This is a genomic window from Pantoea sp. SS70 (genome assembly GCF_029866845.1).
In the GTDB taxonomy this organism is placed as follows: Bacteria; Pseudomonadota; Gammaproteobacteria; order Enterobacterales; family Enterobacteriaceae; genus Pantoea; species Pantoea leporis.
The window spans coordinates 2,521,106-2,535,419 of record NZ_CP117199.1 but is presented as its reverse complement, the minus strand read 5'-3'; the positions used below and the strand labels follow the sequence as shown (position 1 = coordinate 2,535,419).

The following is a 14,314-nucleotide window of genomic DNA, read 5'->3' as shown; positions in this document are numbered from 1 at the left end:
CACTTAACCTCGTTTGGCGTTAACCGAACATCGCCTGCAGATGCAAACAGGCATCGTCGTAATCGCTGCGTTCGAAAATGCCCTGATGCAGGAAGGCTTCCATCTCGGGATAGAGCTTGATGGCGCGGTCCAGCATCGGATCGCTGCCTGCGGCATACGCACCCACACTCACCAGATCGCGGTTACGCTGGAAGCTGGAGAGCAACTGTTTGAACTGACGCACGCGCGCGTAGTGTGTCTCATCAATTAATGAGGTCATGGCGCGGCTGATTGACGCTTCAATATCAATTGCCGGATAGTGGCCAGCTTCCGCCAGACGACGCGACAGCACGATGTGGCCGTCGAGAATGGCACGCGCCGAGTCGGCAATCGGGTCTTGCTGATCGTCGCCTTCGGTTAACACGGTATAAAAGGCGGTGATTGAACCGCCGCCGTGCGTACCGTTACCGGCGCGTTCCACCAGCGCGGGCAATTTGGCGAACACCGAAGGCGGATAACCTTTGGTCGCCGGCGGCTCACCGATGGCCAGTGCGATTTCACGTTGCGCCATGGCGTAGCGGGTGAGGGAATCCATAATCAGCAGCACATGCTGGCCGCGATCGCGGAAATCTTCAGCGATACGCGTGGCATAGGCGGCACCCTGCATACGCAGCAGCGGCGAGACGTCCGCCGGCGCGGCGATCACCACCGAACGCGCACGGCCTTCGGCACCGAGAATATTTTCAATGAACTCTTTAACTTCACGACCACGTTCACCAATCAACCCCACCACGATCACGTCGGCTTTGGTGTAACGCGCCATCATGCCGAGCAGCACGCTTTTACCGACGCCGGAACCGGCGAACAGGCCCATACGTTGACCGCGACCCACGGTGAGCAGGGCGTTGATGGCACGCACGCCGGTATCCAGCACATCTTCAATCGGCGTACGTTGCAGCGGGTTGAACGGCGCGGTGATCAGCGGGGCGCGATAGCCGGTTTCCGGCGCGGGTAAACCGTCGAGGGGTTTGCCGCTGCCGTCCAGTACGCGACCCAATAACTCCGGGCCCAGCAGCATCTGTTTGCCGCTGTGGCCGCTGTCGCCACTGACGCGCGCATAAACGCGTGCGCCCGGCAAAATACCGTCGACTTCTTCCAGCGGCATCATCAGCAGTTTCTGGCCGTTGAAGCCGACCACTTCACTTTCAACTTCAGTGATCTTGCTGCCATCGGTACGTTCAATAATGCAGGTAGCACCGAGCGGCAGCTGCAGGCCGGTGGCTTCCAGCACTAAGCCGGTGGCGCGCGTCAGGCGACCGTAACGACGCACGGTTTGTACCTGTGAAATGCGTTCTTCGAAGGCGTCGAGCGCGCCGAGCCAGCGTGAAAGGCGTGAGGAGGTCATTACAGTGTCCCCGGAGCGGCCAGGCGGCACAGCTCCTGCCAGCGCGTTGCCACGCTCGCATCAAGGTCGCCATCTTCGGCGCTAAGCTTACAGCCGCCAGGATGCAGCGTGCTGTCGGCCAGCAAGCGCCAGCCGTGCAGATCGAGCGTTGGCCCCAGCGTCTGCTCGATGCGTTGCAGATCGTCCGGATGGACGCGCAGCTGCGGTTTGCCGCTGAACATCGGTTCCTGCTGAATCAGCTGCTGGATTTGACGCAGCAGGGCGGTGCCGTCCACCTGCGTGGCCTGGCCAATCACCGTGCGCGCGGCTTCCAGCGCCAGCTGCATCAGACGTGAAGCGATCACGCTGTCGAGCGCTTCGAGCGTGTGATGGAACTCGGTCACCAGCTGCTGCATGCGTGCCTGCAGCGGCGCTTGCTGCTGCTGCGCATCGGCTAAGCCTTGCTGGAAACCGGCGTCGTAACCGTTCTGTTGCGCTTCGGCGAAACCTTTCTGATAGCCTTCGCTGTAGCCTTGCGTCTGCGCATCTTTGCGCATCTGCTGCTGCATGCGTTCCAGCTGTTGCTGCTGTTCCGCTTCGGCGCTCAGTTCGACATCGATCTCCGGTTCATCTAACTGAGGTTCCGGTTCGGCACCGAACGGGCTGCCTAAATCATCAGGCTGCCAGCGCTGCCACGCGCGGGCGGAAAAGGCATCAGACATAGGTTTCCTCGCCACCACCAATCACCATCTCGCCGGATTCTGCTAAGCGGCGCACCACCAGAAGAATGGCCTTCTGCTCGTTCTCCACCGCCGACATACGTACCGGACCACGGTTGGCCAGATCGTCGCGCAGAATATCGGCCGCACGGGCAGACATGTTTTTGAGGAACTTCTCGCGCAGCGGCTGTTCGGCACCTTTCAATGCCACCAGCAACTGTTCGGATTCCACTTCCTGCAACAGACGCTGGATGCTGCGGTCGTCCACTTCCACCAGGTTTTCGAACAGGAACATCTCGTCGATGATCTTCTGTGCCAGCTCGCCATCGAAGTCGCGTACTGCTTCGATAACCGCTTCTTCCTGCTGGGTTTTCATCAGGTTGATAATTTCTGCTGCGGTTCTCACGCCGCCCATCTTCGCGCGCTTGAGGTTGGTGCCGTCGAGCAGGCCATTCAGTACTTCGGTCAACTCCGCCAGCGCCGCCGGCTGGACACCGCCGAAGGTGGCGATACGCAGCATCACATCGTGACGCAGACGCTCGTCGAACAGCGCCAGAATATCCGCCGCCTGGCCACGTTTGAGGTGGACAAGGATGGTGGCGATAATCTGCGGATGCTCGTCGCGAATAAGGTCGGCCGCCGCCTGTGGCTCCATGAAGTTGAGCGTTTCCATGCCGCTGGTGGTCTCGTTTTTCTCGAGAATATCTTCCAGCAGACTTGACGCTCGCTCCTCGCCCAACGCTTTGATCAGCACCGAACGCAGATAATCGTTGGAGTTGAGGCTCAGCGCCGCAAACTGTTCGGCATCGGCTTCGAACTCGCGCAGCACTTCGGTCAGCTGTTTGTGTGAAACCTGGCGCATGTTGGCCATGGCACCACTCAGGTGCTGAACTTCACGCTGGTTAAGGTGTTTGAACACCTCCGCCGCGCGCTCTTCGCCGATGGTCATCATCAGAATGGCGCTTTTTTCTGTACCGGTCAGACTCATAGTTCTTTACTCATCCATTCGCGGATAACCAGCGCGACGACGCGCGGATCGTTTTCAGACATGTCGCGGATACGCTGGCTCATCACCTCGGCGCTCATGCGGTTAGTAGATTTACGCTCCTGATCCAGCTCGTCTTTGCTGAGCTGAACGTTAAAGGCTTCTTCTTCTTCCATGGCCGCAGAGCGTGCCGCCAGCGCTTCAGCCGCTGCCTTCTCCTGCTCTTTCTTACGCACCAGCTGTGGACGTACCAGCTTGCGATAGAGGATGAAGCCAACCAACGCCACCAGCAGCCAGCGACCGGCAGTCATCAACTGATCGAAGAACGATTGCTGCTGCCAGAATGGCAGGTCGCCACCGCTTGGCTCGGTCATGTTGAACTGAGAGTTCACCACGTTGACGCTGTCGCCACGGGTTTGTGAATAGCCCATCGCTTCACGGGTTAAATCTTCAATCTGCTTGATCTGCTGCTCGTTAAGCGCCACCGCTTTGCCTTTTCCGTCGTCGCGGTAGTTCACCACTACGGCAACCGACAGGCGCTGCACATCGCCGACGTTCAGCTTGGTATGACGAATGGTGCGGTCCAGCTCGTAGTTCACCGTGTCGTTGCGCGTTGAGCTGCTCGGACCAGAAGGCTGTGCGGTACTGGTGGTGCTGCCGTTATTCTGCGCATTGGCGGTTTGCGCGTTGGCGTTTTGGCCGTTGGCATTATTGTTGTTATTCGTTGGCGGATTGGTCACCGGCGCGGTATTGGCTGGCGCAGGCTGATTCGACAATGCACCCGGCACGCCGCCTGGATACGGGCTGCCATTCTGTTCGGAGTTGCTGGTCTGGCGTGAACGCACCGCGCTGTTGTTAGGATTGGCGTTCGGCTGGTATTTCTCGTCGGTCTGCTCGCTGCGGTCGAAGTTGATCTGCGCCGTCACCTGCGCATGCACATTGCCCTGACCGACAATCGGATTGAGGATCGCTTCGATACGCTGCTGGAAGCGCGCTTCCACTTCAGACGCATATTTCAGTTGCGCGTCATTCAGGTCGCGACCTTCGCTGTCAGAGCGGGTCAACAGACGACCGGCCTGATCGACAACGGTAACGTTGCCCGGCGGTAAACCGGCCACGCTGCTGGAAACCATATGCTGAATGGCCTGAATCTGGCCTTCATCTAATGCGCGGCCTGGCTGCAGGTTCAGCGTCACCGAGGCGGAAGGGGCTTTCTGCTCACGCACGAATAAGGTCGGTTTCGGCATTGCCAGATGCACGCGTACGCTCTTCACCGGACCGAGCGTTTCGATGGTGCGCGACAGTTCACCTTCCAGCGCACGTTGATAGTTGATCTGCTCGCTGAACTGGCTGATCCCGAACTTCTCTTTGTCCATCAGTTCGAAGCCAACGTTGCCGCCTTTCGGCAAGCCTTGTTGGGCCAGACGCAGACGCAGCTCATGCACTTTATCGGCGGGCACCATCAGTGCTCCACCGTTATCGGCGAACTGGTAAGGGATGTTCATTTGCGTCAGCTGCGTGACGATCGCGCCACCATCCTCATCGGAGAGGTTGTTATAAAGCACGCGATAGTCTGGCGCTTTTGCCCACAGCACCAACGCAAACACCACCGCGATAACCGCAGCAGCAGCGATAATTAAGGGAATACGCGGGTTGGCGCGCAGGCGGGCGAGAAGGTCATTGAAGCCTTTCTTAGCTGTATCCTGTGTAGCGGCTGCACTCGCATTCATGACCGATTCCTGCCTGACATTATTGATCGGGTGTGGTGTTGTGGTGACAAAACGTACTCCCTGAAGACTTCTCCCCTAAAATCGGGAGAGGAGAAAAATTAAATTCCACTTAATGGCAGGCATTATTTGTTGAAAGCCGCGACATCGATGGGTGGATAAGCCGGGTTTTTTGCGGTCATTTAGCGCCTTTGTCCTATTGACAGTGTGTTAACTTTCTCATCGTGAAAATTTAATCACTTCTTCATTAGGGGTCAGGCAATGTCAATTCAGGCGATTGAGGGTGTGCTGCAGCAGCTGCAGATGACGTCTCTGCAGGCCAGCGGTAAGCAAGCGGAGTCCACTAATCAGGTCGATTTCAGTGCCACCATGAAAGCAGCACTCGACAAAATCAGCGAAACCCAGACAACGGCTCGCGCTCAGGCGCAGGATTTCGAGATGGGTAAACCGGGCATCCAGTTAAATGATGTGATGGTCGATCTGCAAAAATCCTCTATTTCCATGCAGATGGGCGTGCAGGTGCGTAACAAACTGGTGTCGGCGTATACCGATATTATGAGTATGCAGGTTTAGTTTCTTTCGGGTATTTCTTTCGGGTATAGTCCAGCGCGGTAATGGTGTTATATCAGGCGGGAAGGTTGCTGCATCACAGTGAGTACACCGCCAAACGCGCTGCCTTATTTTGAGAAGAGGATTCTCACGTGAAGAAAACCCAGCTGTTTTTAATCGCTATTGTCCTGCTCACGGGATGTGACAAGGATGACGCGACTTACTACCCGCAAATGAAAAACTTTGCCTATCTGTATCAATTCGAAGCGCTGCCCGGCAAAGTCAAAACGACCCATCAAACGCTGTTTACCGCCGACGGCCAGCAGATCTTCGAAGTGAATGTCGATTTCGACCGCAACGGCTGTCCGACGCACGTGAAATCGATGCGCAAACAGGGCGAAGTGATTGATGTCACGCGCGATGGCGACCAATTAAAAGGCAGTGAAAACGGTCAGGACGTGGTGGTGACGCTGGATAAGAACTGCGCCATGGTGAAGAAAGTCACGCCGACCATGACCGTGGATATTGCCTATAACAAACAGGGTTTGGTTGAGCAGATCTCATCGCCCGCCTCCGATGCCGCGTTTCACCTCGCTTATAACAGCGCCGGTGAAATGGCGGTATTGAGTATTACCCAGGCCGGAACGGAAGTGTCGCGTGCTACCGCGGTGCGAGCAGAAGATAAGAAAAAGATCTCTGACGTGGTCACCACGGTGAAGCGAAATGACCAAATTAAAACCGTCAGCAATGTCTGCAAATACAAACACGACGTTCCCTATTATTGCGACATTATTAGCGTTGACGCGGCAGGCGACGTGATTGATAAGCAGTATGGCAATATTGAGGTAACGTATTACTGATTGGTGGGGTCGCCATGCATGGCGACCAACACTATTTAATCTCCGGCCACGCCACAGCCGGGAATCCATTCAGCAGCGGATAAGCAAACAGGAAACCCTGGAACTGGCTAATGCCTGCGGCTTCCAGCCACATCCACTCTTCAGCTTGCTCGACACCTTCGGCAATCACCGCAATCTCCAGCGATGCGCAGCACTTAATGATGGCGTGCATGATCGCCTGCTTCGGGCCGCTTTTGTGCACATCGCGGATCAGCTCGCGATCGATTTTGATTTTGTCCGGCTGGAATTTCGATAACAGCGACAAGCCAGCAAAACCGGCACCAAAATCGTCCAGCGCCAGGCTGATACCCGCCGCTTTCAACTTTCTCACTTCGGCAGCAAATTCATCCGAGCGCGAAATGATCTCATTTTCGGTCACTTCGACAATCACCTGCTGCGGCACCAGCCCGCTGGCGTTGATCTCGGTAAGCAGGAATTCCACCGCGTTTGGCACCGTCACCAGTGACATCGGCAGCAGATTGATCGACAGACGATGCTCGCCAATCCCCAGTTTGCTCGCCACGCGAAAGGCCAGACGTTTCGATTTGATATCCGCGTGATAAATCGCTTCGCCGCCAAACGCGGAGAAATACTCATCGGGTGAGCCACCGTTTGGCGTGCGGATCAGCGCTTCAAACGAAGTGACGCGGCGAGCGAAGGGATCGATGATGGGTTGAAAAGCAAAGCGGCAATCCTGCAGGCTCTGATCGATACCCTCCAGATCGTTCTGCCATTCAATATCCGGAACAAATTCCCAGGTATTGGCTGGCGGGATCTCGAAGTAGTTCTCTTTGTCGCGCGCCACCACGAAGGTACGCAAAAACTGCAGCGCGCGATCGTTGTAGGTGAGCTGATAACGCGAGGTGCCTTTATCCAGCACAGCTTGCAGCACAGTGTCCTTGTCATGCTCGCGCAGATCGAACAGCTCCATGCCGACTTTGCCAAAACGGCGTTCAGGCGCGAAGTCGTGCATTAACTCCACCAGATTATGGTGGCGTGCGTCCTGACAAATACGCTTGTATATGCCCTGAACGGACTCACGCGGTCCTTCCAGCAGCTGGAAGAAGTGCAGGCCGTCGAACAGCAGGATGCCAGTAACGTCGAAGTTTTTATTTTTGCTATTGGCTTTAGCAACCATATCTTCGAGCGTTTTGATTGGCACGTGATCGTGCAGATGGCTGCGGTAAATAATTGTGGTGAGCATCGAGATTGTCCGGATAATTTATTATTTTGCGGCTAGATTAGCAGCCTTACCGCGGGGTCTGTCCATAGCTTCCCGCGATCAGGCTAAACTTTTTTTATTATAACAGCTTAAGCGAAGCGGCTAGCCGCTTCGGTAACGTCGCAACTCCATCAGCGTGCCGATAATTTCTAGCGCCGATTCCGCCGAATGCAGCTGCGGAAAGTCATCATTCAACGCGCGCAATGTGAAGATCTGCACATCCTGCTGTTGCGTTTGCAGGCGATAAATGCGCACTCGTGCCACGCCATCCACCAGCGCCAGCACCACATCGCCCGGCTGCGGCTGAACGTCAGGATCAAAAATCACTTTGTCACCGGGCCGGTAATCGGGCTGCATCGCCTGATCGTCTATCGTGACCGCCAGCGCGCCATCGCCCAACTGACTCTCGCTGTAGAGAAAGTGCGCAGCCTGCTGTTTGAGCAACAACCGTTCCTCGCTCAACCACGCTGACGCTTGCGCCAGGCTAATCAATGGCACCGCCGCAACCGGTGCGGCTTTGGCGTGGGTGGCAAACACTTCGCCATCCCCGTCGATAATCCATGCCGCCGTGCATTGCAGCCACTGCGCGAGCCGCAGCAAATTCTCGCCACGGGGTACGGTTTCCTCTTTTTCCCACTGCGATACAGCCACATGCGATACACCAATGCTTTTGGCCAGCGCCTGCTGCGTCAACTGTAGTGCTTTACGTCGTGCCCGGATGCGCTCACCGGAAGATTCTTTTTTCATCATCTTGACATCTCCTGAAGGAACGACTTAAGTATACTTAAATTCATAAGTTAAAGTAAACTTAAATTCAGGCGTTGACCGCGAAGCTGGCAAGGGTGGTCAGCGTGCTTATGGGGCACATCCCTTGCCAGGGGTGAGAGGTGAAGCATGGAAAGTAGTTTAGTCACCAGCGTAGGTGCGTTGCTTCTCGGCGGCGGCGCAGCAGCTGTGTTCTGGAAACCGTTAATGGCGGGTATCGCCGCTATCGTCACCAGCAATCGTGCCGGTGGGGAGATCATCACCAGTTACAAAGAACAGGTGATGCTGCTCAAAGAAGGTCACGCCTTGATGCGCCAGGAAAACGATGAATTGCGCATCCGACATGACAAAAACCTGCGGCGTATCTCTTCGCTGGAAACCGATCTGCGGCTGATAAAAAACGCCCTGAGCATTTTGCTGGCCACCACGGAAGCCGAGCACAGCGAGAAGTTTCGCAGCCAGGTTAACCAACTGATTACCACTCTGGAGGAGAGTCGTGATGATACAGATAAACAGTGAGTACGTAGTGAAAAACCATCGGCGCCAACTGTTCTTCGGCGGCTTTTTGCTGATGTTGTCGTTGATGTGCGTGGCGATGACGGTGCTATTCCTTTTCGTCAGTAACAGCGCCAATCAGCGTGTTGAAGAGATTCGACAGCAATATCGAACCATATCGGAACGACGTGAAGCGCGCGTGGCGGAGCTTACCAGCCAGCTGGTGGCGCTGCAGAACAAACTCGATGGCACCGTGAAGCACCCGGTCAGCAATCCCGCTGACAAAGGGAAACCGGCAGAAGGAGATAAGTCGCCACCTCAACCCAAGCGTTAAGGAGGGCATTATGCGAATTACCCCGTGGATTGCAGCCACTCTTGCCCGACTGCGATCTTTATTTAGTAAGAAGGAGAGCATTATGAGCGATCAAACTGTCATCAATCCAACCAGCACCATCGCATCGTCACCGGCGGAAGATTTCGCCAACGAAGTCGCCACGCCCGTTGCTGCACCGACGGCGACCGTAGCACCTGAAGCGACGCCTGCTGTAATAGCAGAAGCAGCACCTGAAGTTGCGCCCACAGTGGTAGCGGCAGCGGCAGCGGCACCGGCTGAAGTTCCACCGGTTGCGGCACCCGAGGCGATAATCGCTGCACCCGCGCAGGTGGCGGCCACTGCCGCGCCTGAGGCGGTAACGCCTGCGCCAGCCGAGGTTGCGCCGCCCAGCGAACCGGAAGTCGCTGCTCCCGCTGCAGCCGACGCGCCGCCAGCCGCCGCAACGGCGGAGAGCCATGACGGAACTCAGGCGTTCTCAGAAGGCGTGAAGGATTTCGTCAGAGCGTTTAGCTTTGTCGAGCAGGGCGTGATCAAACTGGGCGATGCAGCGAAGGATGAGCTGATTGATCTGGCGAGGAAGTATCTGTAATGCCTGACGACTCAGCATTGGGGACCGGGATGTCCCCTGTTACTAACAGGTTTTAGTCACTTCCGATTATTCCTAAGGCAGCTTCGATATTTTGCACTACCTTTAATCATTCAAGCGTTATTTAAATCGTCTTATTAAGCGAAAAGGAAGATAGCATGAGTGATACAGAAACTGTAAAAACCAAAACTGAATACTTGCGTGATGTCACCTCCCAGCTTAAAGAGATGCGCCACTACGCGCAGACCAACACTGAGACGCTATCTGCCCACTGGCTGGCGTTTGATGCGGGTGAGTATAAAGACACCGAATACGCGGGACGCTTCGATACCTTGCTGAACAAACAGGGCAAGCTGCTGGATGACATTGATGAGGCGATTCAGGATCTGGAAATCGCCATCAACCATGCTGAGCAGGAAAGCTAAGCGTTTATCGTACTGGTGGCCTAATCGGCCACCAGCCACATTTCTGCCTCATCGAACATCTCTTCAACAATCCGCGCAATCGTCGCTTTATCGTTCTTACTCATATCGGTATCTATTGCGTTACGCTCCATTGGTTTGACGCGCACCTCAATATCGGGAAAGACGCGCTGTACACGCTTTTCCAACTCCTGCAAAATCATCTCGCGTGCACCCGGTAATCCGGCCACGTTACGCTTATCGTAAATCAACTCCACAAACATCAGGGTCGTTCCATTCATTGGATCGGGTGCGATATAGTACTGTAAATAAAAACAGGGGTAAATATGCGCCAACTGGTTATCGATATCTTATTGAAAATGGCAAAAATGGATGTGGAAGCAAAAGAGCTGGTGGCGCAGGTTGAGGCGCAGTCGTTATTGATTGCGGCGCTGCTGATTCAGGCGAAAGAGAATAACTCGTTGACCATTTCCGATACGGTGCAAGAGGCGATTGTTACCGCTTCGCGCGCATCGCAGGAGTTTTTACAGTCCGATGTTGATCTGCTGCTGACCCACGTTAATCGTCTGCTGGCGGTGGCAAGTTATATCGAAGTAAAAGGGATTGAGCGGGAAGGGTAAGAAAAAATATTACCTCTGGAAGTGGAAATCCAGCAACACTTCCAGAGGCGGTGCAACAGCACCATTCGTTCAAGGACAATCTACGACTGACGTCGTGATGAGTAAGTTATACAAGTTTTCTCAACTTGTACAACTTTTTCCTGAACATTTTGTGTGGTTGGCGATGTATCTTTGATGCCGTTTCAGTGCGCGGCCGATTACAACTCGTTTTTGATGCAGAACTCTTCCCACGTCATGCCTAAGGCTTCTGCGTGAGATTTCAGATACTTTTCAATGGCATCCGCAGCGACGGCTTTGTCGGGTTCCGCCAGTTGAATGGAAAACAGCATGCCGTCCAGCTTCTTCTGACGCAAAAACGCGGCATAAATACGTTCTGCATGCCAGTCGCGTAACTGCGCTAATGACAGGTTCGCCTGGCGGGCATCGCTTTCGGTCAGTTCATCCAGTGCGGATTGGAAATCGGGGTGGGCGGCGAAAAACATCGTGCGCGCCTGAGCGTAATACTCTTCTGGGGTTTTCATTCGGTGTTCCTGCGTATCAACTTGCGCGCTAGTGTAACGCGCGCATGTGGCCTTGTCAGTTTCCGTTCTTACAGAACACGGGCATCGTAGCGGCGCAATTTATTGCGCGATAAACCGCGCCGCTACGGTATGTGCAACTTTGATCACAGCCTATCAATGCAACTGCTGATAAATCCGTATCACGTCCTGCTGATTTTTCGCCAGCGTCTCATCCAGCGTCAGTTTGCCGCTCAGCATATCCGCCAGGTTCTGCCCGATGGCATTTCCCATCTGATCAAATCCGGGAATACTCACGTACTGCACGCCCTGATAAGGCACCGGATTGAGCGTCGGCTGCTCGACGGTAGCCGAATCAATCGCCGCACGCACCTGCGCGGCATACGGCGCCAGGCGCTGATAGCTCGCCTGCTGATAGGTAGAATTGCGGCTGCCCGGCGGCACCGCGCCCCAGCCGACGGTATCGGCCACTTGCTGAATATACTGTTTTGACGTCGCCCAGCTAATAAAGGCAATCGCCGCCTCGCGATTCGGCGTATTCGCCGGTACCGCCAGCGCCCACGACCACAACCAATTGGAGCCGTTGCGCGTAATACCGCCCGGCGCAGGCGCAAAGGCCAGCTTATCGGCGACTAATGAGATCTGCGGATTCACCAGCAAACCGGCCGCCACGGTGCTATCGATCCACATGGCGCATTTGCCTTGCGCGGTCAGGCGCAGAATCTGGCCGAAACTGTTTTTCACCGTATCCGGTGGTCCATCCTGCTTCACCACCTGCAGATAATCACCCAGCGCCTCGCGCCACTCTGGCGAGTTGAGCGTCGGCTGCCAGTTTTCATCGAACCACTGCGCGCCATAGGCATTCGCCATGGTGGTCATGAACGCCACGTTATCGCCCCAGCCAGGCTGGCCGCGCAGGCATAGACCGTAAATGCCTTTTTGTGGGTCAGTCAGTTTGGCGGCGAAGTTTTTGATATCGGTCCAGTCGGGATTATCGGGCATGGTTAACCCTTTCTGCGCAAATAGATCTTTGCGGTAGTAGGTCATGCTACTTTCGCCGTAGAACGGCAGGGCGTAGAGCGTTTGCTGGAACGACAGCGCTTTGCGCACTGGCGCGATGAGATCATCGCTGTCGTAATCGGCGGGCAGCTTATTGAGCGGCGTCAGCCAGCCTTTTTCACCCCACAGCGGCGCTTCATAGGTGCCGACGGTGATGACATCGAACTGCGCCTGGCCGCTGTTCATCGCCGACAGCACCGCCTGACGCAGCGCGCCATCGTCCATCACATGCCATTGCAGTTTGACGTCAGGATGTTCCTGCTCATAGCGCGTGGCGAGCTGCTGCATGATGGTCATATCGCCGTTGGCGATGGTGGCGATATTCAGCGTGGTCGCCGCGTGGCTCAGTAGCGGCAACGCCGCCAATAGCGCGAGAAGTTTACGCATCATCTCGCTCCTTAGCGCTGTTGCAGGCGGAAGAAGGCCATCTTCTCCACCAGCAATCCGGCATGTTCGCTGACGGTCTGGCTGGCGGCGCTGGCTTCCTGCACCAGCGAGGCATTTTGCTGCGTCGCGCCATCCATCTGAATCACTGCGGTGTTGACCTGTTCAATGCCGCTGGATTGCTGGCGGCTGGCCACGGCAATTTCCCCGACAATATCCACCACGCGCGCCACGCCCTGATTGATGTCATTGAGCATCGCGCCGGAACGCTGCACCAGCGCACTGCCGGCTTCCACTTTGCCCACGCTGGCATCAATCAACGCTTTGATCTCGTGGGCGGCCCCGGCGGATCGCTGCGCCAGCTGACGCACTTCGGACGCCACCACGGCAAAGCCGCGCCCCTGTTCGCCCGCGCGTGCTGCTTCAACTGCCGCGTTGAGCGCCAGCAGGTTGGTCTGGAAGGCGATCTCATCGATCACCCGGTTGATATCCGCGATGCGCTTGCTGGAAGATTCGATCTCCTCCATCGCGCTAACCGCATCACGCAGCACGCTGCTGCCACGTTCGGCCTGATGACGTACGTCGGTAGCCAGTTCGTTGGCCTGTGCAGCGTTATCGGCATTGTGTTTCACCGTGGCGGTCATCTGCTCCATGCTGGCAGCGGTTTGCTCCAGCGAGCTGGCCTGCGAATGGGTGCGTTCAGAGAGATCATCGTTGCCGTCGGCCATCTGCCGCGCCGCATCACTCAGCGCGCTGGCGCTTTCGCCCACTTCACGCACGATCTCCGCCAGACGCACATCCATGCGCAGCAGCGACTGCATCAGTTCTCCCATCTCATCGCGCGAAACGCTGCCGATATCATGGTTCAGTTCACCGGCCGCAATTGATTCGGCCAGCTCGCGTGCCTGACCAATTGAACGGTTGATCGAGCGGATCAGCAGCCAGCCGAACACCAGCGCCACGCTCAGCCCGACCAGCAAAATGATAATCAGGCTGTTACGCGCTAACTGGTAATCGCTGTTGCTCTGTTTATAGGTGAGTTCCGCATGCTGACGCATTAACGCATCGAGCTGGTCGATGTCCTGTTGCAGCAGCTGACTGCCGCTGCGCAGGCGGGTTTCAATCACCACCAGCGCGCCGGACGGGTTGCCACCTTTCAGCAGTTCACCGGCATCTTTCAGCGCGGTTTGCCAGCCATCGAGATGGGTGATGAATTGCTGGCTAAGCGGTTTGGTTTGCGCATCAAACGACAGCTGCTGCCAGGTTTGGCGGTCTTTGGCTATCTGCTCGCCGTACTGCGCGATGCGCGCCAGACGTTTTTCCACTTCGCTGCTGTCGGTCCAGTAGCGCAGGGCATCGAACAGGGTCGCGGATTGTTCCTGCACCATGCGGTACAGGCGGGATGAATATTGCAGCGGTAACAGCTCATTCTGATAGGCGTTTTGCGCCCGTTGGTCGGCGGCGCGCAGGCCGATGATTCCCCAGATGGCGGCAACAATCAGTAAAATGCACAGCAGGCCAACAATCGATGTCAGACGCGCGCGAAGGGTCAATCGCATAACGGGATTCTCCGTAACGAAGGTGAGTGTGTAATCGGTCATTATTGTTTTTACAGGCACTTTTAACTCCAGAAGAGTTATCGGCGCAGAAGTGAGCAGCTTGAGGAA

The 14,314-nt window shown here is 55.9% G+C and carries 17 protein-coding genes; 7 read left to right on the top strand and 10 right to left on the bottom strand.

Annotation, left to right across the window (positions count from 1 at the left end; translation table 11 throughout):
- Positions 1-19 precede the first annotated feature (19 nt).
- The 4 genes from fliI to fliF are packed head-to-tail and all read right to left on the bottom strand — an operon-like array spanning position 20 to position 4,797.
- The gene (gene fliI, locus PO881_RS11780; protein WP_008105395.1) at positions 20-1,384 is read right to left on the bottom strand and encodes a flagellar protein export ATPase FliI; all 1,365 of its coding nucleotides are present in this window, start codon (positions 1,382-1,384) and stop codon (positions 20-22) included.
- The gene (fliH, locus tag PO881_RS11775) at positions 1,384-2,085 is read right to left on the bottom strand and encodes a flagellar assembly protein FliH (RefSeq protein ID WP_101763954.1); all 702 of its coding nucleotides are present in this window, start codon (positions 2,083-2,085) and stop codon (positions 1,384-1,386) included. Before fliH ends, fliI begins: the two co-directional genes overlap by 1 nt.
- Complete coding sequence (fliG, locus tag PO881_RS11770; RefSeq protein ID WP_101763955.1) at positions 2,078-3,070, bottom strand: flagellar motor switch protein FliG; 993 nt, start codon at positions 3,068-3,070, stop codon at positions 2,078-2,080. Before fliG ends, fliH begins: the two co-directional genes overlap by 8 nt.
- Positions 3,067-4,797, bottom strand: a complete 1,731-nt coding sequence (gene fliF / locus PO881_RS11765; protein ID WP_101763956.1) for a flagellar basal-body MS-ring/collar protein FliF — start codon at positions 4,795-4,797, stop codon at positions 3,067-3,069. The genes fliG and fliF overlap by 4 nt, the downstream gene beginning before the upstream one ends.
- Before the next feature lie 258 nt (positions 4,798-5,055).
- Between fliF and fliE the strand changes: the two genes are divergently transcribed.
- Both fliE and PO881_RS11755 read left to right on the top strand, forming a co-directional pair.
- Positions 5,056-5,367, top strand: coding sequence for a flagellar hook-basal body complex protein FliE (gene fliE, locus PO881_RS11760; RefSeq protein WP_008105389.1), 312 nt, complete (start codon positions 5,056-5,058; stop codon positions 5,365-5,367).
- Positions 5,368-5,495: 128 nt separating this feature from the next.
- A complete protein-coding gene (locus PO881_RS11755) occupies positions 5,496-6,203 on the top strand; it encodes a YnfC family lipoprotein (RefSeq protein WP_280171819.1) in 708 nt (235 codons plus the stop codon).
- A gap of 31 nt (positions 6,204-6,234) precedes the next feature.
- Here the strand turns inward: PO881_RS11755 and PO881_RS11750 are convergent, their stop codons facing one another.
- A complete protein-coding gene (locus PO881_RS11750; protein WP_110866417.1) occupies positions 6,235-7,446 on the bottom strand; it encodes a diguanylate phosphodiesterase in 1,212 nt (403 codons plus the stop codon).
- A gap of 120 nt (positions 7,447-7,566) precedes the next feature.
- Entirely contained in the window at positions 7,567-8,214 is a 648-nt protein-coding gene (locus PO881_RS11745; RefSeq protein ID WP_280171818.1) for a helix-turn-helix domain-containing protein, read from the bottom strand.
- A gap of 144 nt (positions 8,215-8,358) precedes the next feature.
- On the opposite strand from PO881_RS11745, the gene PO881_RS11740 reads away from it, so the two are divergent.
- From PO881_RS11740 to PO881_RS11725, 4 genes are all read left to right on the top strand, one after another.
- The gene (locus PO881_RS11740) at positions 8,359-8,748 is read left to right on the top strand and encodes a hypothetical protein (protein WP_280171817.1); all 390 of its coding nucleotides are present in this window, start codon (positions 8,359-8,361) and stop codon (positions 8,746-8,748) included.
- Complete coding sequence (locus tag PO881_RS11735; protein WP_280171816.1) at positions 8,729-9,058, top strand: hypothetical protein; 330 nt, start codon at positions 8,729-8,731, stop codon at positions 9,056-9,058. Before PO881_RS11740 ends, PO881_RS11735 begins: the two co-directional genes overlap by 20 nt.
- An 82-nt stretch (positions 9,059-9,140) precedes the next feature.
- Positions 9,141-9,647 carry a hypothetical protein gene (locus PO881_RS11730; RefSeq protein ID WP_280171815.1) on the top strand — a complete coding sequence of 169 codons (507 nt, stop codon included), beginning with the start codon at positions 9,141-9,143 and terminating at the stop codon, positions 9,645-9,647.
- 155 nt (positions 9,648-9,802) lie between these two features.
- Positions 9,803-10,069 carry a hypothetical protein gene (locus PO881_RS11725; RefSeq protein WP_101764034.1) on the top strand — a complete coding sequence of 89 codons (267 nt, stop codon included), beginning with the start codon at positions 9,803-9,805 and terminating at the stop codon, positions 10,067-10,069.
- Between the two features lie 20 nt (positions 10,070-10,089).
- Here PO881_RS11725 and PO881_RS11720 read toward each other — a convergent pair whose 3' ends face one another.
- A complete protein-coding gene (locus tag PO881_RS11720; RefSeq protein WP_007891408.1) occupies positions 10,090-10,329 on the bottom strand; it encodes a DinI-like family protein in 240 nt (79 codons plus the stop codon).
- Positions 10,330-10,392: 63 nt separating this feature from the next.
- On the opposite strand from PO881_RS11720, the gene iraP reads away from it, so the two are divergent.
- Positions 10,393-10,686, top strand: a complete 294-nt coding sequence (iraP, locus tag PO881_RS11715) for an anti-adapter protein IraP (RefSeq protein ID WP_061717593.1) — start codon at positions 10,393-10,395, stop codon at positions 10,684-10,686.
- A gap of 197 nt (positions 10,687-10,883) precedes the next feature.
- Here iraP and PO881_RS11710 read toward each other — a convergent pair whose 3' ends face one another.
- The 3 genes from PO881_RS11710 to PO881_RS11700 all read right to left on the bottom strand — a co-directional run bounded on the left by PO881_RS11710 (position 10,884) and on the right by PO881_RS11700 (position 14,206).
- Positions 10,884-11,207: a DUF6388 family protein gene (locus PO881_RS11710; RefSeq protein ID WP_101764036.1), complete on the bottom strand. Its 324-nt coding sequence runs from the start codon at positions 11,205-11,207 to the stop codon at positions 10,884-10,886.
- Positions 11,208-11,360: 153 nt separating this feature from the next.
- Entirely contained in the window at positions 11,361-12,653 is a 1,293-nt protein-coding gene (locus PO881_RS11705) for a sugar ABC transporter substrate-binding protein (RefSeq protein ID WP_280171814.1), read from the bottom strand.
- A gap of 8 nt (positions 12,654-12,661) precedes the next feature.
- Positions 12,662-14,206, bottom strand: a complete 1,545-nt coding sequence (locus tag PO881_RS11700) for a methyl-accepting chemotaxis protein (protein WP_280171813.1) — start codon at positions 14,204-14,206, stop codon at positions 12,662-12,664.
- Between the last annotated feature and the right edge of the window lie 108 nt (positions 14,207-14,314).